16 protein-coding genes are annotated in these 25,004 nt (G+C 46.0%); 4 read left to right on the top strand and 12 right to left on the bottom strand.

The window, feature by feature from the left end:
• Positions 1-13: 13 nt before the first annotated feature.
• Positions 14-448, top strand: a complete 435-nt coding sequence (hemJ, locus tag JFC06_RS02095) for a protoporphyrinogen oxidase HemJ (RefSeq protein ID WP_198333806.1) — start codon at positions 14-16, stop codon at positions 446-448.
• A gap of 134 nt (positions 449-582) precedes the next feature.
• On the opposite strand, the gene JFC06_RS02090 is transcribed toward hemJ, so the two are convergent.
• The 5 genes from JFC06_RS02090 to JFC06_RS02070 form a co-directional block, all read right to left on the bottom strand.
• Complete coding sequence (locus JFC06_RS02090) at positions 583-1,401, bottom strand: hypothetical protein (RefSeq protein WP_193006725.1); 819 nt, start codon at positions 1,399-1,401, stop codon at positions 583-585.
• A gap of 266 nt (positions 1,402-1,667) precedes the next feature.
• Positions 1,668-2,171, bottom strand: a complete 504-nt coding sequence (locus JFC06_RS02085; protein ID WP_193006724.1) for a hypothetical protein — start codon at positions 2,169-2,171, stop codon at positions 1,668-1,670.
• Between the two features lie 119 nt (positions 2,172-2,290).
• Positions 2,291-3,007, bottom strand: a complete 717-nt coding sequence (rph, locus tag JFC06_RS02080) for a ribonuclease PH (protein ID WP_193006723.1) — start codon at positions 3,005-3,007, stop codon at positions 2,291-2,293.
• A gap of 211 nt (positions 3,008-3,218) precedes the next feature.
• Entirely contained in the window at positions 3,219-4,916 is a 1,698-nt protein-coding gene (locus JFC06_RS02075) for an AMP-binding protein (protein ID WP_404672246.1), read from the bottom strand.
• Between the two features lie 614 nt (positions 4,917-5,530).
• Positions 5,531-7,258 (bottom strand): AMP-binding protein, encoded by a 1,728-nt coding sequence (locus JFC06_RS02070; RefSeq protein ID WP_193006721.1) that lies wholly within the window; start codon positions 7,256-7,258, stop codon positions 5,531-5,533.
• Between the two features lie 625 nt (positions 7,259-7,883).
• On the opposite strand from JFC06_RS02070, the gene parC reads away from it, so the two are divergent.
• The gene (parC, locus tag JFC06_RS02065; protein ID WP_198333804.1) at positions 7,884-10,202 is read left to right on the top strand and encodes a DNA topoisomerase IV subunit A; all 2,319 of its coding nucleotides are present in this window, start codon (positions 7,884-7,886) and stop codon (positions 10,200-10,202) included.
• 267 nt (positions 10,203-10,469) lie between these two features.
• On the opposite strand, the gene JFC06_RS02060 is transcribed toward parC, so the two are convergent.
• A complete protein-coding gene (locus JFC06_RS02060; protein ID WP_198333803.1) occupies positions 10,470-11,063 on the bottom strand; it encodes a hemerythrin domain-containing protein in 594 nt (197 codons plus the stop codon).
• 521 nt (positions 11,064-11,584) lie between these two features.
• On the opposite strand from JFC06_RS02060, the gene JFC06_RS02055 reads away from it, so the two are divergent.
• Entirely contained in the window at positions 11,585-12,415 is an 831-nt protein-coding gene (locus JFC06_RS02055) for a Cof-type HAD-IIB family hydrolase (RefSeq protein WP_227670096.1), read from the top strand.
• Positions 12,416-12,476: 61 nt separating this feature from the next.
• Here JFC06_RS02055 and JFC06_RS02050 read toward each other — a convergent pair whose 3' ends face one another.
• Together JFC06_RS02050 and JFC06_RS02045 are read right to left on the bottom strand one after the other, a co-directional pair.
• The gene (locus JFC06_RS02050; protein ID WP_198333802.1) at positions 12,477-12,740 is read right to left on the bottom strand and encodes a hypothetical protein; all 264 of its coding nucleotides are present in this window, start codon (positions 12,738-12,740) and stop codon (positions 12,477-12,479) included.
• A 90-nt stretch (positions 12,741-12,830) separates the two neighbouring features.
• Positions 12,831-13,628, bottom strand: a complete 798-nt coding sequence (locus tag JFC06_RS02045) for a 3-oxoacyl-ACP reductase (protein WP_198333801.1) — start codon at positions 13,626-13,628, stop codon at positions 12,831-12,833.
• A 326-nt stretch (positions 13,629-13,954) separates the two neighbouring features.
• On the opposite strand from JFC06_RS02045, the gene JFC06_RS02040 reads away from it, so the two are divergent.
• On the top strand, positions 13,955-15,091 hold the full coding sequence (locus tag JFC06_RS02040) for an ABC transporter substrate-binding protein (protein WP_198333800.1): 1,137 nt from the start codon (positions 13,955-13,957) through the stop codon (positions 15,089-15,091).
• Positions 15,092-15,335: 244 nt separating this feature from the next.
• Here JFC06_RS02040 and JFC06_RS02035 read toward each other — a convergent pair whose 3' ends face one another.
• The 4 genes from JFC06_RS02035 to JFC06_RS02020 all read right to left on the bottom strand — a co-directional run bounded on the left by JFC06_RS02035 (position 15,336) and on the right by JFC06_RS02020 (position 24,875).
• A complete protein-coding gene (locus tag JFC06_RS02035; RefSeq protein WP_198334024.1) occupies positions 15,336-16,535 on the bottom strand; it encodes an FUSC family protein in 1,200 nt (399 codons plus the stop codon).
• A 240-nt stretch (positions 16,536-16,775) separates the two neighbouring features.
• Positions 16,776-18,197, bottom strand: coding sequence for an FAD-dependent oxidoreductase (locus tag JFC06_RS02030; protein WP_193006715.1), 1,422 nt, complete (start codon positions 18,195-18,197; stop codon positions 16,776-16,778).
• A gap of 194 nt (positions 18,198-18,391) precedes the next feature.
• Positions 18,392-22,861 (bottom strand): glutamate synthase large subunit, encoded by a 4,470-nt coding sequence (gltB, locus tag JFC06_RS02025; RefSeq protein WP_198333799.1) that lies wholly within the window; start codon positions 22,859-22,861, stop codon positions 18,392-18,394.
• Between the two features lie 904 nt (positions 22,862-23,765).
• Entirely contained in the window at positions 23,766-24,875 is a 1,110-nt protein-coding gene (locus JFC06_RS02020) for a hypothetical protein (protein WP_198333798.1), read from the bottom strand.
• Positions 24,876-25,004: the final 129 nt, after the last annotated feature.

Raw genomic sequence — 25,004 nt, 5'->3', positions numbered from 1 at the left:
AAAGAGGACTGTCATGCCAGACTATTTTAACTGGATTAAAGCGGCGCACATTATCTCGATGGTCTGCTGGTTTGCCGCGATATTTTATTTGCCGCGTCTGTTTGTCTATCATGCGATGAGCGACGATAGCGTCAGTCATGAGCGCTTTATTATTATGGAGCGCAAGTTGTATCGTGGTATTATGACACCATCGATGATAGCGACATGGGTCTTTGGTCTGTGGATGCTGATTATTGGCTGGGAGGTTTATAAAACTCAGGGCTGGTTGCACGTTAAGCTGCTATTAGTGATACTGCTGTCTGGCTATCACGGTGCCTGCGGCTTTTATCGTAAAAAGCTGATGGATAACCCGCATTATAAAACCCATAAATTTTGGCGTTGGTTTAATGAAGTGCCAGTCTTTGCCTTAGTCATTATTGTAATTTTAGTCGTGGTAAAACCGTTTTAATCTTACTGTTCATACAAAAAAGCGTCCATCACTCATACACGTGGTAGACGCTTTTTTTATGCCTTCACTGTACTTAGTAGACTAAGCGAGTTGACGAGTGAATTGACGAGTAAATCAATAATAGCAATACAACTCTAAACACTAGGGCGCATGATCTGATAGACATTGCTCAGATCATAAACGCGATAACGCGCTGGTTCGCGGCGGTTTTCACCAGCGTAGCTGAGTATGAGAGCCTGCTTAGCACGCTCATCGACCCAGCCCACGAACAGTCCACTATGCTCCACACCATTGTAGCCATGGTTGATATAGTAAAGCCAATCACCGACTTCAATCTCGCCGCTACTGGCATAAGGGCCTTGTCCGTAAGTGCCTTTATGAACAGTATCACGGGTTACCCCTGCCCGATTGAACACGGCATTCAGATAGTCCCAGCAGCCGCCTCGAATAATCGTACGCTCATTGAGCGCCATTTTACGAGCTGTACTGACGACCTCGCGTGCAGCCACACTACTTTGCGTCTCAGCATCACTTAGCAGCGGTAAATACTCACTATCGACGTTGTCATAACGCCCCGATAAAAACGCTGGTAGTGCCGAAGGCGTTTGCCGTTGTACCACAGGATAACGATAAGCAGTGTTTGACATGGCCTGATTACCATCGTTATTCATACTAGAATAATGGTTACTATGAGAATAACTGCCGCTGTCTCTTTGCTGAATGTCTACAGCGTTTTGAGGTGAGCGAGCACGTTGAATGGTGGAGTGCGTACTAACCCTAACAGAAGGCACCGCTGAATAAGACGGCGTATAGCGAGCACTGATATTTTGCTGAGCGGATTTTTGGGCAATGAGTGCACTCATGCTATCTGCATGGGCTTGTCCTACTATGCCACAGGTGAGTAACAATAAACTGCACGACGCTGTAATACGCAGCATGGGCAAACGCGACATGACTAACTCCTTGTCAATAAGAGACAAATGACAACAAAAACAAACGTAGCAATGGGGGTTTTTCAATCCTACTTATAAACCATTTAGACACGGATCTGCAAGCCCTATTCATCTCAAATAGCCGATAATAGGTATAAAAGCACCGACCAATGGTTAAACCAAAGCAGACATTTAGGCGGGATAAAAATAGAATCAAACAGACAGCGTTACATTATCATGAGATAAGATAAGCGTTTATAAAAGGACATCAATGAACAAACCAACCGCTAAGAGCGGCTCTCATCATTGCTCATTTTGATGTTTACATGGCGTTTTGTCAGTGCTTGTCCTTCTAGGATGGCTTTAGTAGCGGTTGCTTCTTGGCGGCTCTCAAAACCACTAATAGAGTATTTGCGGACATCATGACGATCGACGATCTGTAATTCATCACCGATGAGCACGACTTTGTCCTCATCAGCTATGTGGATGTGCTCACGCTTACCTTGACCGTCATGCACCAGCTCACCTGCACGCACCCACAACGTACCACTACTAATCATACCGCTCATGGCTTTTTTGTGCTTTTGGCGCTGCTTGTTAAAAACAAAACTACCAATGATAAGAAGCGCGAGCGCACCAATCGCCAAACGCTCAGACAATAAGCTCATGGCCAAAGCCACCGCAACTGCCCCTACGAGTAACGCAAACCCAAACCAAAACATGCCGTTGTCCGCCGTTTGCGGCTGACCCTCTAAGGTGATTTTGGCGCCATCATCAGTCAGCTTAAGCATGCATTACTACCTATTGCAGGATGTTCGGGTAATTGTCTATTAAAAAACTGCCTATCAAGCGCTAACAGGCAGTTATTGGAACCAATCATCAAGACAGTGGGTTGAAGATAAAAACTAAGTTACCAGCCAAGCGCGGTTTGCTGCATTTTAATCAATTCTGCAATACCTTTTTCGGCCATTGCCAGCATGTCGTCTGCTTGCGCACGGGTAAATGGCTTTTCTTCTGCGGTACCTTGCAGCTCAATGAACTCACCTTTTTGTGTCATAACGACGTTCAAATCGGTATCACAGCTGGCATCTTCTTCGTAGTTCAGATCCAGATACGCTTCTCCATCTTTCATACCGACAGAAACGGCCGCAACCAAACCAATCAGCGGATCAGCTTTTAGTTTTTTGGTTTTCTGAATGCTTTCTAATGCATCAATAAGCGCAATCGCCGCCCCAGTCACACTAGCGGTACGAGTACCCCCATCAGCTTGTAGCACATCACAATCAAGATAAATGGTGTTTTCACCCAGCTTACTCAAGTCAATCATAGCGCGTAAGCTACGGCCAATTAAGCGCTGAATTTCTTGCGTACGACCTGACTGCTTACCGCGTGCCGCTTCACGCTGATTTCGGGTGTTGGTCGCACGTGGCAGCATGCCATATTCAGCAGTGATCCAGCCTTTACCTTTGCCTTTTAGCCAGCGCGGTACACCAGATTCGACACTAGCCGTACACAGTACTTTGGTATCGCCAAAGCTCACTAATACTGACCCCTCGGCATGCTTAGTATAATGGCGCTCAAAGCTGATCGAGCGAAGTTGGTCAAGCTCACGATTGTCAATACGCATAAAAATTCCTAGTACGATGTTTTAAAAGCAGTGTCATAAAAATAAGAGGTCTATTGCTACTCGGCTGAGCAATGGGTGTTTGGCAAAACACCAGACTTAAATATTGAGATATCCTAACGTGACAGCGGCGCAATAGCAAGATTCGCTTAAGCTATGACGCCACTGCACTTAGGCAAAAAGCTGTCTTGATCAACAACAATCGCCGTAAAAACTACTCTAACCCTTCCATCTTACGCAACTCTTTACGCAAGATTTTACCAACGTTTGATTTTGGTAATTCGTCCACAAACTGGATATGGCGTGGACGCTTGTAACCCGTCAATTGCTTTTTGCCAAAATCGAGCAACTCTTGCTCTGTCACTTCGCCTTTTTTGACCACAAACAGTTTTGGCTCTTCACCGCGGTCATCATTTGGCACACCAATGGCGCCGCATTCCGTGATTGCTGGATGCTCGCTCATGGCTTCTTCGATCTCATTGGGATAGACATTGAAACCTGACACCAAAATCATGTCTTTTTTACGATCAACAATTTTAATGAAGCCTTTTTCATCCATGATACCGATGTCACCCGTTTTTAGGTAACCATTAGCCGTGAAGGTGTCGGCCGTTTCTTCTGGACGATTTTGATATCCCATCATGACCTGTGGACCTTTGACGCATATCTCGCCACGATCACCGAGCGCGACTTCGTTTTCGTCATCATCGATCAAGATCATATCCGTGCTCGAAGCAGGAATACCAATCTTATTGGTAAACTCTGCAATGGTCATGGGGTTAAAAGCGGCCACAGGAGACGTCTCCGACAGACCATACCCTTCTACAATAGGTAGTCCCGTAATTTTGTGCCACTCTTTAGCCACGCTTGGTAATACGGACATACCACCGCCAATCGAGGCTTTTAGGTTAGAGAAATCTAAGTCTGCAAAGCTTTCTTTATGTACCAAACCATTAAACAAAGTATTCACGGCAGGGATAAAAGAGGGTTTGTATTTACCCATCTCTTTAATCAAACCGTCAAGATCGCGTGGGTTTGGGATAAGCAAACCGGCATAACCTTGATACATGCCATACATGCCGCACACCATAAAGGAGAACACGTGATATAGCGGTAACGCTGTCAAGATAACGTCGCTGGCATCGACATCCTCTTCAAACGCACTGTTCATTAAGGCGCTAATCTGTAGCATATTGGCGACTAGATTGCCATGCGACAACATCGCGCCTTTAGCCACACCAGTCGTACCGCCCGTATATTGCAATAAAGCCACATCGCTTAGATTCATATCAGGGCGCTTGTACTTGCTGGCTGATACCGCACTTAACGCCTGCTTGAAACTCACGCTATTTGGCAAGCTATAAGCAGGTATCATTTTTTTGATATGGCGAGCGACTAGGTTAACCACTGTCCCTTTGACCATCCCTAGCATGTCGCCTATCTTACAAACGACAACATGCTGCACCTGCCCTTTGTCTTCCGCTTCTTGATAGGTCTTCGCAAAATTTTCGACGATAAACAAGGCTTTAGCCCCACTATCATGCAGCTGATGCGACAGCTCTCGGCTGGTATATAGAGGGTTGACGTTGACCAATACCATACCTGCGCGGATGATGCCCAAAGCCACCACGGGGTATTGCAAGATATTGGGCATCATCACGCCAACTTTATCGCCTTTGACCAATCCCAATGACTGTAAATAGCTGGCAATCTGGCGGCTATACAAGTCGAGTTGCTTAAAGCTAATCGTCGCACCCATACAGATATAAGCCGTTTTTTGTCCATAACGGCTAAAGTTACGCTCAAACACATCAAGTAAAGAGGTATTGTCGTCCGGCATATCGATAGTAGCGTCAATGCCATAGCGCTCATACGCACTTAGCCACGGTCTATCGCTAGGTATCGTTGGCATGGTAGGAAAGGCATTGTCTTGATAAACGTTGCTTTCATGAACATTGTTAGTCGCATTGCCTTTATTGCTAGTCGCAGTTTTACCGTTTGCTGTCTCTTTATTGATACTGTCGGTCATAATTTTCCCTAAAGGTTACCGTTAAGAACGTAGAATAATCTAATGAAAACACCATTATTTTTTGTGAATGGTCAATGACAGCATAAGCTTGTGAATAAGAAACGTGGTAACACGATAAGGTTTGTTATTCATAAGCTTTGTCAATCAAAGCACCATATTAAGTCCATGATAAAGCTCGAAATGACTCAGCTGCACTGAATCAAGCGTTGCCTTTATCATCATCGTTTTACCAAACATATAGAGCAAAATTGCCGTCTTTTTGTAGACAAATAAAAAAATACGTCGGTGAGCACTATAGCAGTTTTGCTAAAAATTCTCTATCTATACTGGCAGGACCGCCACGTCAAAAAAAACCGTACAGACGAAAAAATGACAAGGTAGCCTATCAGCGACCTTATCATTTTTGGTTATTACGGCATTGGTTATCATGACGTTTTATGAGTACCTACTACTTAGCCGTACTCATCATCGAACATCTACATATGAGGGTTAGTGAATCAGCCGTGGTTTTTTTCTTCAAGCGCGCGCAGATCTTTACGTAGTATCTTACCAACATTAGATTTTGGCAGCTCATCAATGAATTCAACATGACGAGGACGTTTATAGCCAGTTAGGTTTTCTTTACCATAAGCGATAACCTCTTCAGCTGTTAAGCTCTCGTCACTACGGACGACGTAAATTTTCGGTACTTCGCCACTCTTCTCATCATCGACACCGATGACACCACATTCCAAAATCTTTGGATGGTCTGACATGGCGTCTTCTACTTCGTTCGGATACACGTTAAAGCCCGATACCAATATCATGTCTTTTTTACGATCAACAATTTTGAAATAACCGTCTTCATCCATCACGCCAATGTCGCCTGTACGGAAATAACCATCAGAGGTCATGACTTCGGCAGTGGCGTCATCACGCTTCCAATAGCCTTTCATTACCTGCGGGCCACGGACACAAATCTCACCGCGCTCCCCAAGATCCACTTCATTGCCTTCTTCGTCCAAAATAGCCATATCAGTGGCAGGCATTGGCAGGCCAATGTTTCCTGAAAACTCGCCCGTACCGTGTGGGTTCGCTGACGCAACTGGCGAAGTCTCTGACAGTCCATACCCCTGAACGATGACATTCCCCGTGACTTTTTCCCATTTAGTCGCCGTGTCTTTGAGTACCGCCATACCGCCGCCCATCGACATCTCAAGCTTGCTATGATCCAGCCCTTGGAACTCCTCATTATTAGCAAGTGCAGTAAATAACGTGTTTACCGCTGGGAAAAACGCTGGTGGATAATCTTTGTAGGCTTTAATCAAGCTTGGTAAATCACGCGGGTTTGGCACCAGCAGACCGATACAACCACGGTATAAGCCATACATACCGCAGACGGTAAACGAGAAAATATGATAGAGTGGCAAGGCCGTCATAATGACGGGTTGCTCATTTTGTTTCTCAAACTTATCAAAAGCATTGCCCAGATAAGTGTCACACTGGATTAAGTTTGCCACTAAGTTGCCATGCGTGAGCATCGCGCCTTTGGCCACACCTGTCGTACCACCCGTATATTGAAGAACAGCCACATCATCCAGCCCAATGTTATTGGGACGCTTGTAGTTTTCAGCAGAGAAGCGGTTTAGGGCTTTTTTAAATTTAACGCTGCCTTTGATATGGTAATCAGGCACCATCTTTTTGACATGTCGAACCACGGCATTGACGATGAAGCCTTTGATTGGGCTCATTAGATCGCCCATTGACGTCACTATCACATGATCGACCAAATCTTTACCGATATCTTCATAAGTTTTGGCAAAGTTTTCAAGCAGAATCAGCGCTTTGCTATCAGAGTCTTCTAACTGATGCGCAAGCTCCTTGGTGGTATAAAGGGGATTGACGTTGACCAACGTCATGCCAGCACGTAGCACACCCAATACAGCAACAGGTAGCTGTAAAATATTGGGCATCATCACCGCCACTTTATCGCCCTTTTGGAGTCCAAGTGACTGTAGATAGGCCGCAACTTGTTTACTATAACGATCTAATTCTTCGTACGAGAGCTTAACATCCATACAGACAAAAGCGGTCTTGCCTGCATGATTGATGAAGTTTTGTTCTAGTATATCGATCAATGATGTGTCAGCGGGCGGCATCTCAATATCGTACTGAATACCAAGCTTTTCGTAAGTTTTGACCCAGACCTTATCATTGCGACGAGTGAGGTTACCGTGATTTTCCATAATCTTTTTTCTCCTAGTAAATAGTACGCTATCGTCAACCCATGCAAATCACAGTGTGATAAAAATACGAAGAATCAGTGGCTGGCTTCTCTTCATAGCGATAAGCCAAATCGTGATGTAATCGTATGATGACGAGCAAACAATATAGCGGTAAATAGCCCTTTGTTAATTAACATACACACTTTATACAGACTACTCAATATAAAAGATTGCTACTTGAGTGCGCAAACTGGCTTGACGGTCAATAAAATCATAAATATCAATCATTTAACCATAATTATAGGTAAAATAACCAGTGGTTTTTTGCGAACATTTATCTATAAATACTCATTCATTTAGCTTGATACCCAGTTACTGCGCTTGCTCGCCGCTGATCAACGCATTCACCACTCACTACATACTCAGATTATCAGTAGACAGAATGATAAAAGACCGTTCAATGAACCACTGCTGAACTGACGTTGTAAAAGTATCAATCAATCCCCTCTAGGCACGTCACGCGCTGTCGTCTATTCTGACTTATACCTTTTTAATTCTGCCAATATCCTTTACGATAGCACTATTCTATTTGCTCGATTGAACCAATTATTGACACCTATTAAAACTCATAAGTGAATCCTATTTTATGTCCGATGTTATTGATCCTACAATTGCCCCAATCATCCCTAATGAACCGATGGATACCCGCTCAGTGGCAGAGTTCACCGAGCAAGCCTATCTCAATTATGCCATGTACGTCATCATGGATCGGGCCTTGCCCAATATCGCTGACGGGCTAAAACCAGTACAGCGCCGTATCGTATATGCCATGAGCGAGCTGGGGCTAAAATCCTCAGCCAAGGCGAAAAAATCGGCGCGCACAGTTGGTGATGTGCTGGGTAAATACCACCCACACGGTGACAGCGCTTGTTATGAGGCAATGGTACTCATGGCACAGCCGTTTAGCTATCGCTATCCGCTCATCACCGGTCAAGGCAACTGGGGCAGTCCTGACGACCCAAAGTCCTTTGCCGCAATGCGCTATACCGAAGCCAAAATGTCCGCCTATGCCAATACCTTGCTCGCTGAACTCGGACAAGGGACGGTTGATTGGCAAGACAACTTCGATGGCACCATGCAGGAGCCAACCACCCTACCTGCACGCCTGCCTAATATATTATTAAATGGGACCACGGGTATCGCGGTCGGTATGGCAACCGATATTCCGCCGCATAACTTAAATGAAGTGGTACGCGCGGTCATTCGTTTGCTAAAAAACCCCGAGCTGTCTGTTAAACAGCTGACCCAGTCGATACCCGCGCCTGACTTGCCAACGCCTGCCGAGATCATCACCAGTAAAAAAGACTTGCAGGCCATGTATGAGAGCGGTCGTGGCAGCTATAAGATGCGCGCCACGTTTCATGTCGATAGCAAAGAAAAAAACCTCGTCATCATTGATGCGCTGCCCTACCAAGTCTCGGGCAATAAAATCCAAGAGCAAATCGCCAAGCTCATGACCGACAAAAAGCTGCCGTGGATTACCGATATTCATGACGAATCAGACCACGAAAACGCCTGCCGTATCGTGCTTGAGCTGAGATCAGCGCGCGTCGATGTCGATCGTGTCATGAGCCATTTGTTTGCCAGCACTGACCTTGAGAGTAATTACCGCGTCAATATGAATATGATTGGCCTAAACGGTAAACCGCAAGTCAAAAACCTCAAAGAAATCTTAGAAGAATGGCTCATCTGTCGTCGCTCTGTGGTCACGCGCCGTTTGCAGTATCGTCTTGATAAAATCGATAAGCGTTTGCATATTCTTGCAGGTTTGCTGATTGCTTATCTCAATATTGATGAAGTGATTCGCATTATTCGTGAAGATGACGATCCAAAGTTGTCGTTGATGCAAGATTATGATCTCACCGACATTCAAGCCAATGCGATTTTGGACATTCGTCTGCGTCAGCTGGCAAAGTTAGAGGAGATTGAGCTGAGGCGTGAGCAAGATGAGCTGGCTGCCGAACGTGCCGTTATTCAGGAATATTTGGACAATTCAGAGAGCCTTAACAATCTGATGATTGATGAGCTGACGGCCGACATGAAAGAACACGGCAACGAGCGCGTATCGCCATTAGCAGAACGCGCGGAAGCACAAGCGCTCAAAGAGTCCGACCTGGTACCGAGTGAGCCTGTGACCGCCATCCTATCAAAAGCCGGCTGGATACGTGCGGCCAAAGGGCATGACGTCGATGCACCTGGCATGAGTTATCGCTCAGGCGATGCTTACCAAGCACATGTGCGCGGTAAATCCAATGAGAAAATCTACGTGCTCGACAGTACAGGGCGCAGTTATAGTATTGATGCACATAACCTCGCCTCTGCCCGTGGTCAAGGTGATCCGCTGACCAGTGTGTTAAAGCCGCCAGCAGGCGCCAGTTTTGAGCAGTTGTTAACCGGTAATGATGATCAACGCATCATCCTCACCAGCTCAGCAGGTTATGGCTTTATCAATACGCTGGGCAACTTAGACAGCAATCAAAAAGCGGGGAAAAAAATCATCAATTTAGCCGCTGACAGCCGCTTACTGCCCGTGGCGCGTATCGATGCGCCAGTGGATATAACTGCCAATAACAGTGACAATACTGACAGTGAAAGCAGCAACGCACGCGTGGCACCTGACCAGATCGCTGTCGTGACCAATGCGGGCTACTTATTGATATTTGCTCTTGATGATTTGCCGGAACAAGCGCGCGGTAAAGGCAACAAACTGATTAAGCTAAAAGATGGCGAAGAGGTACTGGCTATCACGCCACTGAGTCAGCAGGACAGCTTAGTCATTACCGCAGGCAAACGCCATGTGACGCTAAAACCAAACGACTTGGCCAACTATACAGGCACTCGTGGTAATCGTGGCGGCCAATTGCCACGAGGCTTTCAGAATGTGACATCGGTTGAGGTTGGGTAATGAAAGTACGACCGTAATCGATAACACAAAAAGCAACTTCCAAAAACCTCCCATAATAGCTAGTTCTACTGTGGGAGAGTTTATCATTGCGATGATAACGCGTTCTTTTGCATTAAACTAAGTGCTATCCAACGTTCACAAACATTCTTTGCCTCAAAAGCTTTCTTCTTTGTTTAGCACGTTACCTGTTCACAGCCCTATTGGCTATTTCTCTGATACTTGGCTATTTCTCTGATATATAGTACAGATTTGACTCGCCCCACCCCCCTAATTTAATCCCAAAATAGGGATCACCAAGTCCTCTTCATCGGTCAGATGTTGTGAGAGTAGATCACTCACGTCGACTAAGGTCTGATGCAATTGTCCACCTAGCGCCTTATCTTCTCCCTCACTTATCACAAGCTGACTGTTTAGTCCTTGCAACTCGTTAAGTAGCGAGTCTAAATGCAGATGGTCACGATCTAACACCTCAAACCCCGACTTTAACTGCGGATACATACGAATAAACTGTGGGAAATACCCCTTGTCCTCAATGCTATGGTGCTGATGCAACTTAAAAATATACTGATGAATCCGCGGTGAGAGTTGTGCGCGGTACTCTGACCACTCCATGTCACCCAAATGATAGGCGTCACTGATTTGGATAAGAATACGCTGGCGCTTACGAATATCGGCGTGAATATTTAACCATCCCGATGTTTTATAAACATAGTCTGCGCTGTACCACTGATTGGGTGGGAGTTGCTCATACAAAAACAGCCAATCTGCCTCAAGCCGGCTGTCAGGGTGCCGCGGCGTTGGCCCAGACACTTCCCCATCAGCGCTGTCTTGATGATTTGATTTTTGAGTAGAAGCCGTCATGGTTTGTTCCTATAGGTTGTGTTACTGATTCAGTGTCTTGTATGGGCGCTTGGGTGATGGTCAATCAAGTGCCTCTAACCACACTCTCAGCATAGAAAATAACGTAAGATATTCATTAGAAAATCTAAAAATAATTGACTATACATGTAGGATATATATAGAGTTAAAAAACAGAATATCAACCAAAATATCAACTATGTATTTAGTTACGTATTAGGATTCTACCCACAGCCGGCGGTAGAACCTTACTGACCAGCACGTTACACAACCTAGTCAAAAAACCCGTTATTTTTTGCTGATGAGCCTGTAGGATAAAACGAATAACAACAATCGACCAAGCCGCTTAGCCATGATCGAGTGGGCCTTGATAACCCTTGATATAGTCGATTTGATTTAAAAATAATACAATAGACTGCAACGTCGCAGTAAGCAAAGAACAGGTATACCAGTCGCACGCTTTTTTGCCTCATTCTGGTATTTTTTAACTGACGATAATAGGATCTAAAACATAAAGGACAATCATGTTTATTGTTGATAAAGCGGCTACAGCCGGTATGAAACACAAACTGCCCATACCCAAAATCATCTTTTTTGACATTGATGATACCCTGAGCCGGGGCGGTATGATCGCCGAGCATAACAAAGCGACTCTTGAGCAGCTAGCCAAGACGGATATCAAGCTGGTGATTTCGACTGGACGCTCTAAAGCCATCATACCTGATGATATTTTAGCGCTACTTGATGTGGGTGTCTTAGACGCTATTATTTGTATGAATGGGCAATACAGCTTTGATAAAAACGGACGCATCAGCCACTACCCTTTGTCTGCTGAGCAGACGGAAAAAATTGTACATCTTTGCCAACAGAGCGCGTTGATTCATAAGTTTGACTCCGCCACTCATATTGCATGGTCAGACGAAAACGAGCGTTTACGCGATTACAATGCCAGAACGCCAAACTCTATCGTCGATCCGGTCTATTATCAATCAACCCCTGTGTATCAGTGTTCTGTATTTTTTAACAATCAAATTGATAAAATGCAAAACGTGAACTTTGACCACTACGGTTTAAAGCTGGTGCATTGGCATCATATCGGCGCAGACATATTGCCTGTGGATGCCTCCAAAGCACGAGGCATCAAAGACGTGTGTGAGTACTACGCGGTAGATGTCAGCGAGTGTATGGCGTTTGGCGATGGTATGAATGATCTAGAGATGTTTGATTTGGTCGGCTATGCGGTGGCGATGGGGGATGCTCAGCCTGATTTGATAGCACGAGCAGATTTTGTCACTGGAACGATTGAAGAGCGCGGGATACAAGCGGTGCTTGAGCAATTTCATGTCACACCCTGACAACTTGGGTCGGGTGAGTTTGCAAATAAGGACGCATAAACTACTCTCTCAGCCCCTACCTTTAGCGGCGCTTTGCTAGCAGACCATAAACCCAGCTACCAACTTTATAAAACCCTACGATGATAAGGATAAGTACCAACGCTGCCAGTGTATGAGCCAACCAAACTGGTACGTGGCTCAACCAACCAATCGTAAACGCCAACCCTAAATAGGTCTCAACAGGCCAATTGACGATAGACGCCTGTGAGCCTGCGTTGAACAGTATCATAAAAGCGACTATGCCGATCACCGCGGTAATAAATCCAGCACGTTTGTGGTTGTTCATCTTTTCTCTCTTCTATATTCAGTGACGTGTTTTGTGCATGAGGGTGGTTATCATTGATTCGTTAACTCATAGCGCGTTTAGACGTAAATACTAAGGCATCGTCAAACCACCATCGACAGCGATGGACTGTCCCGTGATAGCCGCGCTTAGATCAGAGGCCATTAGCAGAACTGAATTGGCAAAGTCATCCACTGAGGTTGCTTGACGCAGCGGGGTGGTCGTCGCAATGTAGTCGAAAACCGCTTCGGTCGTTAAACGGCTGGCATCCGTCGTTTTTAACAGGCCACCTGCCAGCAAGTTGACCCGAATACCATACTGCCCAAGCTCAGCCGCTAGGTTACGAGTCAAGCCAATCAAGGCAGATTTGGCCGTCGTATAGTCATAATAAGTGACCACAGGGTTGTAGACCAGATTGGTTGAAATGTTGAGGATCTTGCCTGTCTTTTGCGCTTTCATCTGGGGCAGGACTGCCTGCACGGCATTGACCGCACCCTTTACGATGCCATCTATTTGTTGGGTAAAATGCGACCACTGAACGGTTTCAATACTGGTATAGTCCGCACTAGGATTAAATTGGTAGCTTGGCAACGCATTATTGACCAGTATATCAATACGACCATAGCGCGCCGTCACCTCCTTTGCCATACCTTGCATCTGCTCAAGCTCTGTCACATCGGCTTGATAAGCAAATGCCTGCCCACCTGCCGCGACGATATCTGCAACTACTGTGTCAGCCGCTTCTTGACTATTGAGATAATTGACGCACACACTTGCGCCCGCTCCTGCCATCTTCTGAGCGATTTGTGCGCCAAGTCCACGACTGGCACCAGTGACAATAACCACTTTATTCAGCAAAAAAGCCGGTATCACCGCGTTGGTCTGAGTCATGATGGGTCATCCATTATTATGTTATGGTTAGTCAAGAGCATAGCGCCGCCCAAATCTGCACTTATCATAGCATGATTATCTGCTGTCATTGCCGCGTCCTAAGCTCGCTATAAATAGGGCCGTATATACCTGTTGGATTGGTCATTCAATCATTTAAACCAAAGCGCTGAGCAACGGATCAAGGCGGCTCAACGACTGTTAGACACGCCCCTTTAAATTTTTGACCACAATGACCATAATAGGGTGACCATTTTATCAAACATTTATTACCTGTCAGTCTTTACTGATGGTTATCGATTTGCATCACCTTATCTAGGAGAGATATTTTGACCCATTTATCATCGTCCCACCTACCCGCACGCACGGCTGCCTCTGTCGGTCGTCTGATGCCAAAAGCCCTGTTGGCAATGACGGTTGGCTTGGCTCTTGCTAGCTGTAGCAACTCTGACAACGCTGCGGCTGATGGTAGTGCCGCCACGAGCGATGTGACGCTTAATTTATATAACTGGTCAGAATACATGCCACAAGAGATTCTGGATGGTTTTGAAGAAGAGACTGGTATTAATGTGAATTACACCACCTTTGATTCTAATGAAGCCATGTACGCTAAGCTCAAGCTGCTCGATGACTCTAGTCAGTATGACCTTGCGATCCCATCGACTTATTATGTCGAAAAGATGGCCAAAGAAGGACTACTGCAAGAATTGGATAAATCGAAACTGAGTAACTTTAAAAATCTAGATACGTCATTTACCAACACCAAAGTTGACCCAGAAAATAAATACTCTATCCCTTATATGTGGGGCAGCACAGGACTGGCTATTAATGGCGATACTGTGGATCCTGCGACGGTCAACAGCTGGAATGACCTATGGGATCCTAAGTATAAAGGTCAGGTAATGCTCACCAATGATGTGCGCGAAGTGTTTGGTATGGCACTACTGACACTTGGCTATTCAGGCAATAGTAGCGATCCTGACGAGATCAAAGCGGCTTACGAGAAGCTCACCACGTTGATGCCAAATGTGAAAACCTTTAACTCCGATGCGACACGTATGCCTTATATCGAAGGCGAAACTGCACTGGGTATGACGTGGAATGGCGAGGCGGTTATGGCCAATGATGAAGGTTTGACCAGCTTGGTTTATAAGTACCCGTCTGAGGGCGCGATACTATGGATGGATAACTTTGTCATTCCAAAAAATGCAAAACAGGTCGATGCGGCGCACAAATTTATCGACTACTTACTACGTCCTGAAAATGCCAAAATCGTCAGTGAAGAGATTGGTTATGCCTCACCAAACATGGCAGCACGTGAGCTGATGGACGAAGATGTGCGTAATAATGCCACTATTTATCCTAGTAAAGACGTGCTAGCCAACGCTGAGTTCCAAGAAGATGTGGGCGATGAAGCACTACAAGTGTACCAGCAGTATTGGGATAAGCTAAAAACGGGGCGCTAGTGACTTCTTTAGTGACTGCTTTTTAGCGATAACTATGCCGCTAACAACGAAAAACGCTGACGTTAAAGGGTCAGCGTTTTTTTATTTAAGATCCACTATAATCAGTTGAAAATAAAATCGATACGTTAATATCATCGTGCTAATGGGATACATTTTTCTTGCTTGCTGTTCGCAGGCGTGACAGAGGCTACAAAAAATTTATCCCATTCACTCTGTATCGGTTTTAAATAGAATCGACTGTATATTATAAATGTAAGTCAGTCTCGCCGCCTTGCTGTTTTATCCGGCGCTGCTCACGACGCTGATAGCTCAGGCCAGACGCTGCATACCAGTGCGGTTTGGTGGTTTGTAGCAAGTCACTCAACTGCTGCAATTGGGTTTGCAAGGTTTGCGTCAACCAAAAATACCCCTGCCATTCAAACGCCAAGTGCTGTACGCTTGGGTACTCTGAGACGGCAATACGAGTAATGGGGCGAAACATCTCATCGCTTGGACTACGCAGTACTGCTGCCATATGCTGCATGGCTTGGGTCAGCTCATGCTGATAATGTATCAATAAAGTGTGATTTTCATCATCGATGTCGATATTGGCCAAGCGCGGCGCTGCACTCAATAGTAAATCAATCGTTCCGATAATATTCCGGTGAGTACGCTGGATCGTCTCCAATGTCTCTTTTTTAATCCCTGACTCACTGGCTGTCGCAGCGATATGTGGACGCACGGCCAGCAAGCGTTTATTGATCTGTTGTAGCGCTGTGACTAACGTCTTGTTAACCGGTACTCCATCGACTGAAAACGCCACTGGGTTCGGCGGTTGAGCCAAATCTTGCGTCATCCCGTCCGCCGTGTCAATGTGGTTGCCCACGCTAGCATAGAGACTACTACAGGCATCGAGGTTACTACTCAATAAAAAACGCCACATCAGGGTCGACTTTAATGGCAAGACCAGTGTCACTGCCACGGCGACCCCCGTCCCAAGTAAAATATTTAGAGCGCGGTAAATCCCATCTTGTCCAATACTACTATGGCCCAAATCTGAGACAATCATCAACATCGTGATCCCAGTCAGCAGCCCCGTGTATCCCAGTTGCCTGACCGCCAGATAGCCAATGATGCCACTGATCAGTCCAATGAGCGCATAATCTACCCACAACCATGCACCCACGTTTTGACTGAACCACAACACACCAAGAGCGGCACCAATGCCCAACAAGGTGCCCATTACCCGCTCTTTAGCCTTGGTATAGATCGCGCCTTGGTATTGTAATAGTCCCAAAATAATAAAAACCGTAATGGTCGTCCACTCCCCATGGGGAAGGTTTGTGACCTTATTGACTAACAAGGCAAGTATCACAGCCACACCCAACCGTGTCGCATGCAAGATATCCGCGTGTTGATAACGAACATAAGGCTCAACAAACGGTGCGGTAAATCGTTGCCACATAGTTAATTTCACGTCGGGCTACTCTTTTTAGTTGATGGTCGGATAAGGGGTAGGAATGAGGCGCTAAGTATTCACATGCTAGCAGTAGCGCCTTCATTTACAAAGCAATTGTCAAAAAAAACGCCTTTTGCCTATTAAAAGACAAAAGACGTTCGAGCTCAAAGCCTACTTATGAATAATAAAACTATGAATAATGAAACGCAGAGAGGTTTGATGGCACTTCTAAAGTGTACTGCTAAATTATACTTCTAAGAAGTCCAATATCCCTTCAGCCGCTTGCCGACCTTCCCAAATCGCTGTCACGACCAGATCCGACCCGCGTACCATGTCACCGCCTGCAAAAATCTTCGGGTTTTTGGTCTGAAACTTATAAGGCTGATCTTCAAGTGCCAGTACAAGACCATTGAGACTCATTTCGACCTGCTGACCCTCAAACCAATCCGCCGGACTTGGTCTAAAACCAAAGGCCATAATCACCGCATCACAAGGGATAATTTCTTCTGAATTTGGAATGGGCTCAGGGCGTTGACGACCTCGGTTATCGGGCGTGCCCAATTGAGTCGTCACGACTTTTACGCCTTTGACTTTACCGTTTAAGCCAATGATTTCAGTTGGTTGACGGTTGAATAAAAACTCAACCCCTTCCTCGCGAGCATTGACCACTTCACGGCGCGAGCCTGGCATGTTCTCTTCGTCGCGGCGATAGGCACAGACCACTTGCTCAGCACCTTGACGAATACTGGTACGGTTACAGTCCATCGCCGTATCACCGCCGCCTAGTACCACCACTCTTTTGCCTTTGAAATCGATATACTCTTCGGGGTTCTTTTCCCAATCATTGCAACGATTGACATTGGCAATCAGATAATCTAGCGCATCATAAACGCCTTCGAGCTCTTCACCAGCAAACCCACCTCGCATATAAGTGTACGTGCCCATACCCATAAACACCGCATCATAATCGCTGAGCAGCTCATCGATACTAATATCTGTACCAATTTCTGTTTCCAGACGAAACTCAATACCCATGCCTTCAAAGATGACACGGCGATTGCGCATCACATCTTTTTCCATTTTAAATTCTGGAATACCAAAGGTAAGTAAGCCCCCAATTTCAGGACGCTTATCAAAGACGACTGGTTTGACACCATTTCTGACTAAGATATCTGCACAGCCTAGGCCTGCGGGTCCTGCACCGATAATGGCGACTTTTTTATCCGTCCAAACCACATCAGACATATCCGGACGCCAGCCGAGAGCAAAGGCAGTATCATTGATGTATTTTTCTACATTGCCAATGGTGACGGCCCCAAAGCCATCATTTAACGTACAAGCCCCTTCACATAAACGATCTTGTGGACAGACGCGTCCGCAAACCTCAGGCAAGGTATTGGTACGGTGACACAATTCAGCCGCTTGAAATATCTGCCCTTCGGTGGCCAGTTTTAACCAATTAGGAATGTAGTTATGTACGGGACACTTCCATTCACAGTACGGATTACCGCATTCAAGACAACGGTGCGACTGCTGCGCCACTGCTTCACTCTCAAACGGTGTGTAAATTTCGACAAACTCCGTTGAGCGCGTTGCGATGTCTTTTTTGATCGGCTCAAGCCGTGGTACATCTAAAAACTGAAAACTATTTTCTATGCGTTTTGCCATGGTGCTATCTCTTTTATATAAGGCTCTTTTACAGTGGGCGGTGACAGCCAGCGATGCTCAATGAACAATAAAATCAAAGCATGTCGGCTGTTGCTGTCACTTACCTGCTTAAAACCTGTGAGTTACAACGTATCTAAAAACCTATTATTGGGTAACCTACTCAAAGCTGCTATCGATCAACGATGACCAATCAGCTATTGTGGGTCTGCCATAGTAGTTTTAAGAAGGCTTGCAATGTTCGCAGCTTTTGGTTTTACCAAATAAACCTTACGAACGTAGTGTTCAAAGTCATCCAATATCGTCTGGCCCCACGCACTACCGGTTTTATCTATATGAGTTTCGATCACGCGTTGCAAATAGATGCGATGTTCTTCTGTTTGCTCGCTTGAAATACGATTCAGATCGATCAGTTCATGATTACAGCGATCAAAGAAGTCGCCTTCCATATCGAGCACATAAGCAAAACCACCGGTCATACCTGCCCCAAAATTGAGACCTGTACGTCCAAGGATCGTGACGATACCGCCAGTCATATACTCACAGCAGTGGTCGCCTGTGCCTTCGATGACCGCGTGTGCACCCGAGTTACGAACCCCAAAGCGCTCGCCTGCCGTACCAGCGGCATACAACTTGCCACCAGTGGCGCCATATAGACAAGTGTTACCGATAATGGCCGTGTTTTGTGCGGTAAAGCTTGAGTTTTTCGGTGGATAAATGACGATCTCCCCGCCTGCCATGCCTTTACCGACATAGTCATTGGCATCACCTTCAAGCTCAATGTTCAGGCCGCCCGCATTCCAGACGCCTAAGCTTTGCCCTGCGGTGCCTGTCAGACGCAACTTAATCGGCATGTCGCTCATACCCAGATTGCCCCATAGCTGCGCGATTTCGCCAGAAATACGAGCGCCGATAGAGCGATCACAGTTACCCACATCATAGCTGTACTCACCGCCTGTGCCTTGGCGGATATTCAATAGCATATCGCTAATCATCTGCTCGGCGAGCAAGCCTTTGTCAAATGGCTCATTGCGCTCTACCTGACATGTTTGCGCTTTACCAGCACTGGCCGGATGACTAAACAGCAATGGGGTTAGATCAAGGTGGCGCTGCTTGTCAGTCGTCCCTTCTAATACGTCCAGCAAATCAGTACGTCCGACCAGCTCTTCCATACTACGTACGCCCAGTACTGCGAGCCACTCGCGTGTTTCTGTCGCCACAAACTTAAAGAAGTTAATCAACATCTCAGCTTCACCAATAAAGTGCTCATCGCGCAATCTGGCTTTCTGAGTGGCAACGCCTGTTGGACAATTATTCAAATGACAAATACGTAGGTATTTACAACCAACCGCAATCATCGGTGTGGTACCAAAGCCGAAGCTTTCTGCCCCAAGGATAGCGGCTTTTACGACATCAAGCCCCGTTTTTAGGCCACCATCGGTTTGCACTCGTACTTTATCACGTAGTCCATTAACACGTAGCGACTGGTGAGTCTCAGCAAGCCCCAACTCCCACGGTGAGCCTGCGTGATGAATAGAAGATAGCGGCGACGCTGCTGTACCACCATCATAACCTGAGATGGTGATTAAGTCAGCGTAGGCTTTTGCCACGCCCGTGGCGATTGTTCCAACCCCTGGACGAGAGACCAGCTTGACCGACACCAAGGCATCTGGATTGACTTGTTTTAAATCGAAAATCAGCTGCGCCAAATCCTCGATAGAATAAATATCATGATGCGGTGGTGGAGAAATCAGCGTCACCCCCGGTACAGAGTATCGCAAGCGCGCAATCAAGGCATTGACCTTACCACCCGGTAGCTGGCCGCCTTCACCCGGTTTAGCACCTTGAGCGACTTTAATCTGCATCACTTCTGCTGAGCGCAAATATGCAGGGGTCACGCCAAAACGGCCTGAGGCAACCTGTTTGATTTTTGAGTTGCGCAGCGTGCCATAACGCACCGGATCTTCCCCGCCCTCACCAGAGTTTGAGCGTCCGCCAATGGTGTTCATAGCCATAGCAATGGCTTCATGGGCCTCAGGAGATAGGGCGCCAAGCGACATGCCAGCAGAGTCAAAACGGGTCAAAATTTTGGAGATGTCTTCGACCTCATTGACATCGATACTGTTGTCCGTCTTTAACTGCAATAAGTCGCGCAAGGTAGCAACTGGACGGCTATTGACCAGATCTGCATAATGACGATAATTGACATAATCGCCCGTTCGTACCGCTGTATGTAAGCTGTTGATTACGTCTGGATTAAAGGCATGATACTCTTTGTTAAAGACAAACTTGAGCAACCCACCTTGATCGAGTGGTGCGCGGCGTTTAAAGGCATTAGCAGCCAGTTGTGCTTGATCCGCCGCCAAGTCTGCAAAGGTTGCGCCTTTAATACGACTTTGCACACCTTTAAAGCACAAGCTTACGACTTCTTCTGAGAGGCCGACGGCTTCAAACAACTGGGCACCGCGATAAGAAACCACGGTAGAGATGCCCATTTTTGATAAGATTTTTAATAAGCCTTTATCCAAGCCTTTACGGAAATTCACCCGCGCTTGAATCGGATCACCAAGCAGCTCGCCCGTTGCGACCAAGTCATCGATGACATCGTAGGCTAAGTATGGATAAACGCAGGTCGCACCAAAGCCAATCAATACGGCTACTTGATGCGAATCACGAGCAAGACCTGTTTCAATGATGAGATTGGCATCGGTACGAATACCTTGGGCAATGAGGTAATGATGTACGGCACCCGTCACCATGATAGCGTTGGCCGGTACTTTATCTACATCAATGGCCTTGTCAGACAACACAATCAGTGTATTGCCCGCACGAATGCTACTCGCCACTTGCTCACAGATGGCAGTAATGGCATCAGACAACTCTAGCGTACGATCATAGTTCAAGTCGATACGATCCATCTTGAACGCAGGATCCTCTAAAGTCTCAAGCTGCTGCATCTTGCTGGCTGATAACACCGGTGACGATAGAATAATACGATGGGCATCTCTCGCAGACGGCGCAAACACGTTGGTTTCAGCACCTAAGCACGTCTGTAGCGACATCACAATGGATTCACGCAGTGGGTCAATCGGTGGATTGGTCACCTGTGCAAACTGCTGGCGGAAAAAGTCACCAACATGACGAATTTGCTGCGATAGTACCGCCATGGGCGTATCATCCCCCATCGATCCGACTGGCTCTTGACCATTTTCGGCATTGGGACGAATGATTTCAGTACGCTCTTCATTGGTAATGTGATACATTTTTTGCAAGGCTTTTAGCTTTTCACCGCGGCAAGACTGCGCCGCCAATGTTTCTTCTAAACGCTCATCATCACGAACACGAGTGGCTTCTTCACGTAACCATTTACGATACGGATGGGCTTCTTTAAGTAAGGTTGCAATTGCCTTAGTATCTAAGATTTGACCGGTCAACGTATCAATGACCAGCATCTGACCAGGTCCAACGCGGCCTTTTGCCAATACGTCTGTCGGCGAGTAATCCCAAACGCCAACCTCAGAGGCGACCGTGATATACCCATTTTTGGTGGTCACCCACCGCGACGGACGCAGACCATTTCGGTCGAGCATACAAACGGCATAGCGTCCATCTTGAATCACCAAACCTGCTGGGCCGTCCCACGCTTCCATATGCTGCGAGTAAAACTCATAAAACGCGCGCAAGTCCATGTCCATGCTATCGACATTCTGCCAAGCGGGTGGCACTAGAATCGACATCGCATGGAACAAATTCATACCGCCTGACATCAGCACTTCAAGCATGTTATCCAAGCTTGATGAGTCAGAACCCGTGCGATTTACCAAAGGCGTCAACTCATTCAAATTGGGCAATTTTTCTGATTTTAGTTTTGGCGTACGTGCTTCCGACCAGTTGCGGTTACCTGTGATGGTATTCAACTCGCCATTGTGGGCAAGATAACGGAATGGTTGTGCCAACGGCCAGCGTGGCAAGGTATTGGTTGAGAAGCGTTGATGGAACACCACGATATGCGACGCCAAACGCTCATCTTGTAGATCTAAAAAGAACGCTGGCAAGTCTGATGGCATCACCAAACCTTTATAAATAATCGTCTGGCAACTCAATGAGCAAACATAAAACAGCTCATCATCGACCAAACGTTGCTCCGCTTTTTTACGGGCGACAAACAATTTACGGTTAAAATCGTCCGCTGCCAGCTCATTGTCATTGGGGGCATTGACAAACACTTGCTTAAAATCTGGTAGTGTCTCACGACCAATCTCACCAACAATACTTAAATCAAGCGGCACATCGCGCCAACCTGCAACCTCTAGTCCTTGTGCCTCGATCTCCTCGCTTAGTACTTGCTGGCTATGCTTGGCCTTAGCCTCGTCTAAATTGACGAACACCATACCCACTGCAAAATTCTCGGTAAGTGTGAACTGCTGCTCAGCTGCGATTTTTTTAAAAAACTCAGTAGGCGTTGCCAGTAATAAACCACAACCGTCACCAGTTCTACCGTCAGCCGCAACACCGCCGCGGTGAGTCATACAACTGAGGCTATGAATAGCAGTTTTTACCAAATCATGGCTGGCCTCACCCTCAATGTGAGCAATCAAACCAAAACCGCAATTATCAGAAAAGTCATCTGGCGTGGCCAGGTGGGTTTGCGAGGAAATCATTGACATAGCTGGTCCTTTTAAGTAAACGGGTAACTTAGGTAACCAATGCGGCACATAAGCTGACACCCGTAGGCAGAACGGGCTGGTAATTAATATTCGTATATCCGAATTAATAAATGGTGTGACGCTCATAGCCATCATGCTTTGAGAGTAAGGTAAAATCCTTGACCCTCCTAGTCAGTAGATGATGTCTTAACAGGTAATTAGTGTATTAACAGATAGTAAGTAGTAGCCCGTGGCAATGGGGCGAAACACGTCCCTATATGCCAGTTACTTAATCATCAATAACGTAACGTCGTTATTATGAGTGTCGCTTGTCATTGTATTATGCCTAGCGTTTCAAGCTGATTGGCTGGGCATCGAACAACAGTACATTTGATTAATTTTGAATATCTGACGCTCTGTATTCAAGCGCTTTATTAACCCTAAAAAGAGTGACAATAAGAGAGGTTGCGCCACTTGCAGTAGCTTCGCTATGCATGACAAGCAGCTGCGCTTGAGACAACAAGTTTTAGTAAAATATCTTATGAATAAAAGAGTCTTACTAAATGATTGTTAGATAAATAGTTTTTTACGATAACTATACAGAACGTCGCCCACAGTTATATTAGTTAATGATGGGCAAAAAATCTAGTCTTTTCTCTCGATTCATCGACCATATTTTGTAAGAGAACTTATTACTATTGGTTATAGGATATCTCAAAATCGCAGTTACTCTCTAACGTAAAGTAATAATTGCAAGGCTTGGTTACCCTAACTCAGGTAGCTGTGTTATCCCTGCACACTTATTATAGCGTTGATCAAACATTGATAAACTTGCATAAAAAAACCCACCAACTGTTTTTGTTAGTGGGTTTTACCTTTTATCATCACCGCGACGTTGTCACTGCTGTGAACTACCAGCTAGCCACTAGTTACTTTTATCTTCTATTAGGGTTTTTATACTATCGCTACTCGTCTTAGGAGAGCTATTCGCTTTAGAGGCGTTGGTGTTATCACTTTTGCTGACAGAATTTGTATTATTCGTATTACTTGGCGGCTTAGGCGTTGGCACTACTGGGGGTTTTTTCGTGCTGTTACTATCAGTCGCGGATGCCGCTGGTTTTTTGGTGTCCTGCGCAGGTTTTTTCACACTGTCTTTGTCTTTAGACGTCTTATCAGCTGGCGCTTGTCCTTCATAACCGACGATACGCTCTTCACTCACGGATAAAGTAGCAGAAGTATCAGCTGACTGGCGAATACTTTCCTCATTATTGTCATTTTCGGTGTCTTGGCTACTACGATTTTCATTGTTGCTTGCTGCTTGGTTACTATCACCACTGCTAGCATTTTGCGTTTGCTGACGCACGGGGACTTCGCGTTTAGTTGGGTTCAAATTCACGGAACGTGTGCGTTTTGTGCTTAAGTCTTTTACTGGATCAGGGCGTTCATAATTATCGATAATACTGACGTAGCGATTGATCTCTTCTGGTAACACCCGCACGTTATCAGGCAACTTAAAGTCTATGAGTTTTGCGGCGCCGACAGCCTCTTGTGGACTGCTCATGATCCCATAAGTCAGCATATAACGTACTTGATTTGCATCATCGAGATATCGGAAGTAAGCAAATTTATCACGGTCCTCGCGGCCTTCTAGGTAACTGACAATCACCTCGTTTTCAGTGACATTCATTACCTGCACCGTCCATTTGCCTTTATTGGCCAGCAAATAACGCTTGTCTTTAAACTCATCAGGATAGTTGCGCAAGTCACGAACCGTCGCATCAAAACTGATGGGCTGCACATCGGTATCAAGCTCATGTAGCGACTCAATTTTTAAGGGCTGTTCAAGCTCATTACTTAATGTCTCCGGTGCTGATATCGGGGCATTTTCGATCTTAGCACCCAGCGCTGGCGTTTGACTAAGCATCCAGACTAGCGCCGTCACTACCCCCAACAGCAAGGTCATTATCAGCCAAATCAGTGCTTGCCGGCGATATGATTGGCGAGCGGTACGAGTCGTCGATCTTGAGGCTGCCATGGAAATGTCCTTGGTGAGAATATGTTCAACCGCACACGTCAATGCGTGTTTGAGTAAAATGACGGCTAACCAGTATAATAGGTATGTTTATAGTCAGTGAGCAATGAGGAGCCATGAAATGTTGAGGCG

Source organism: Psychrobacter namhaensis (genome assembly GCF_016107545.1).
GTDB lineage: Bacteria > Pseudomonadota > Gammaproteobacteria > Pseudomonadales > Moraxellaceae > Psychrobacter > Psychrobacter namhaensis.
Note: the sequence above shows the minus strand (reverse complement) of the source record. Positions and strands in the feature narration are given on the sequence as shown.

Bases quoted from the DNA above. Each gene is read 5' to 3' on its own strand.
- hemJ (WP_198333806.1), top strand. From the start codon at position 14: ATGCCAGACTATTTTAACTGGATTAAAGCGGCGCACATTATCTCGATG.
- JFC06_RS02090 (WP_193006725.1), bottom strand. From the start codon at position 1,401: ATGTCGCGTTTGCCCATGCTGCGTATTACAGCGTCGTGCAGTTTATTG.
- JFC06_RS02085 (WP_193006724.1), bottom strand. From the start codon at position 2,171: ATGCTTAAGCTGACTGATGATGGCGCCAAAATCACCTTAGAGGGTCAG.
- rph (WP_193006723.1), bottom strand. From the start codon at position 3,007: ATGCGTATTGACAATCGTGAGCTTGACCAACTTCGCTCGATCAGCTTT.
- JFC06_RS02075 (WP_404672246.1), bottom strand. From the start codon at position 4,916: ATGCCAACGATACCTAGCGATAGACCGTGGCTAAGTGCGTATGAGCGC.
- JFC06_RS02070 (WP_193006721.1), bottom strand. From the start codon at position 7,258: ATGGAAAATCACGGTAACCTCACTCGTCGCAATGATAAGGTCTGGGTC.
- parC (WP_198333804.1), top strand. From the start codon at position 7,884: ATGTCCGATGTTATTGATCCTACAATTGCCCCAATCATCCCTAATGAA.
- JFC06_RS02060 (WP_198333803.1), bottom strand. From the start codon at position 11,063: ATGACGGCTTCTACTCAAAAATCAAATCATCAAGACAGCGCTGATGGG.
- JFC06_RS02055 (WP_227670096.1), top strand. From the start codon at position 11,585: ATGTTTATTGTTGATAAAGCGGCTACAGCCGGTATGAAACACAAACTG.
- JFC06_RS02050 (WP_198333802.1), bottom strand. From the start codon at position 12,740: ATGAACAACCACAAACGTGCTGGATTTATTACCGCGGTGATCGGCATA.
- JFC06_RS02045 (WP_198333801.1), bottom strand. From the start codon at position 13,628: ATGACTCAGACCAACGCGGTGATACCGGCTTTTTTGCTGAATAAAGTG.
- JFC06_RS02035 (WP_198334024.1), bottom strand. From the start codon at position 16,535: ATGTGGCAACGATTTACCGCACCGTTTGTTGAGCCTTATGTTCGTTAT.
- JFC06_RS02030 (WP_193006715.1), bottom strand. From the start codon at position 18,197: ATGGCAAAACGCATAGAAAATAGTTTTCAGTTTTTAGATGTACCACGG.
- gltB (WP_198333799.1), bottom strand. From the start codon at position 22,861: ATGTCAATGATTTCCTCGCAAACCCACCTGGCCACGCCAGATGACTTT.
- JFC06_RS02020 (WP_198333798.1), bottom strand. From the start codon at position 24,875: ATGGCAGCCTCAAGATCGACGACTCGTACCGCTCGCCAATCATATCGC.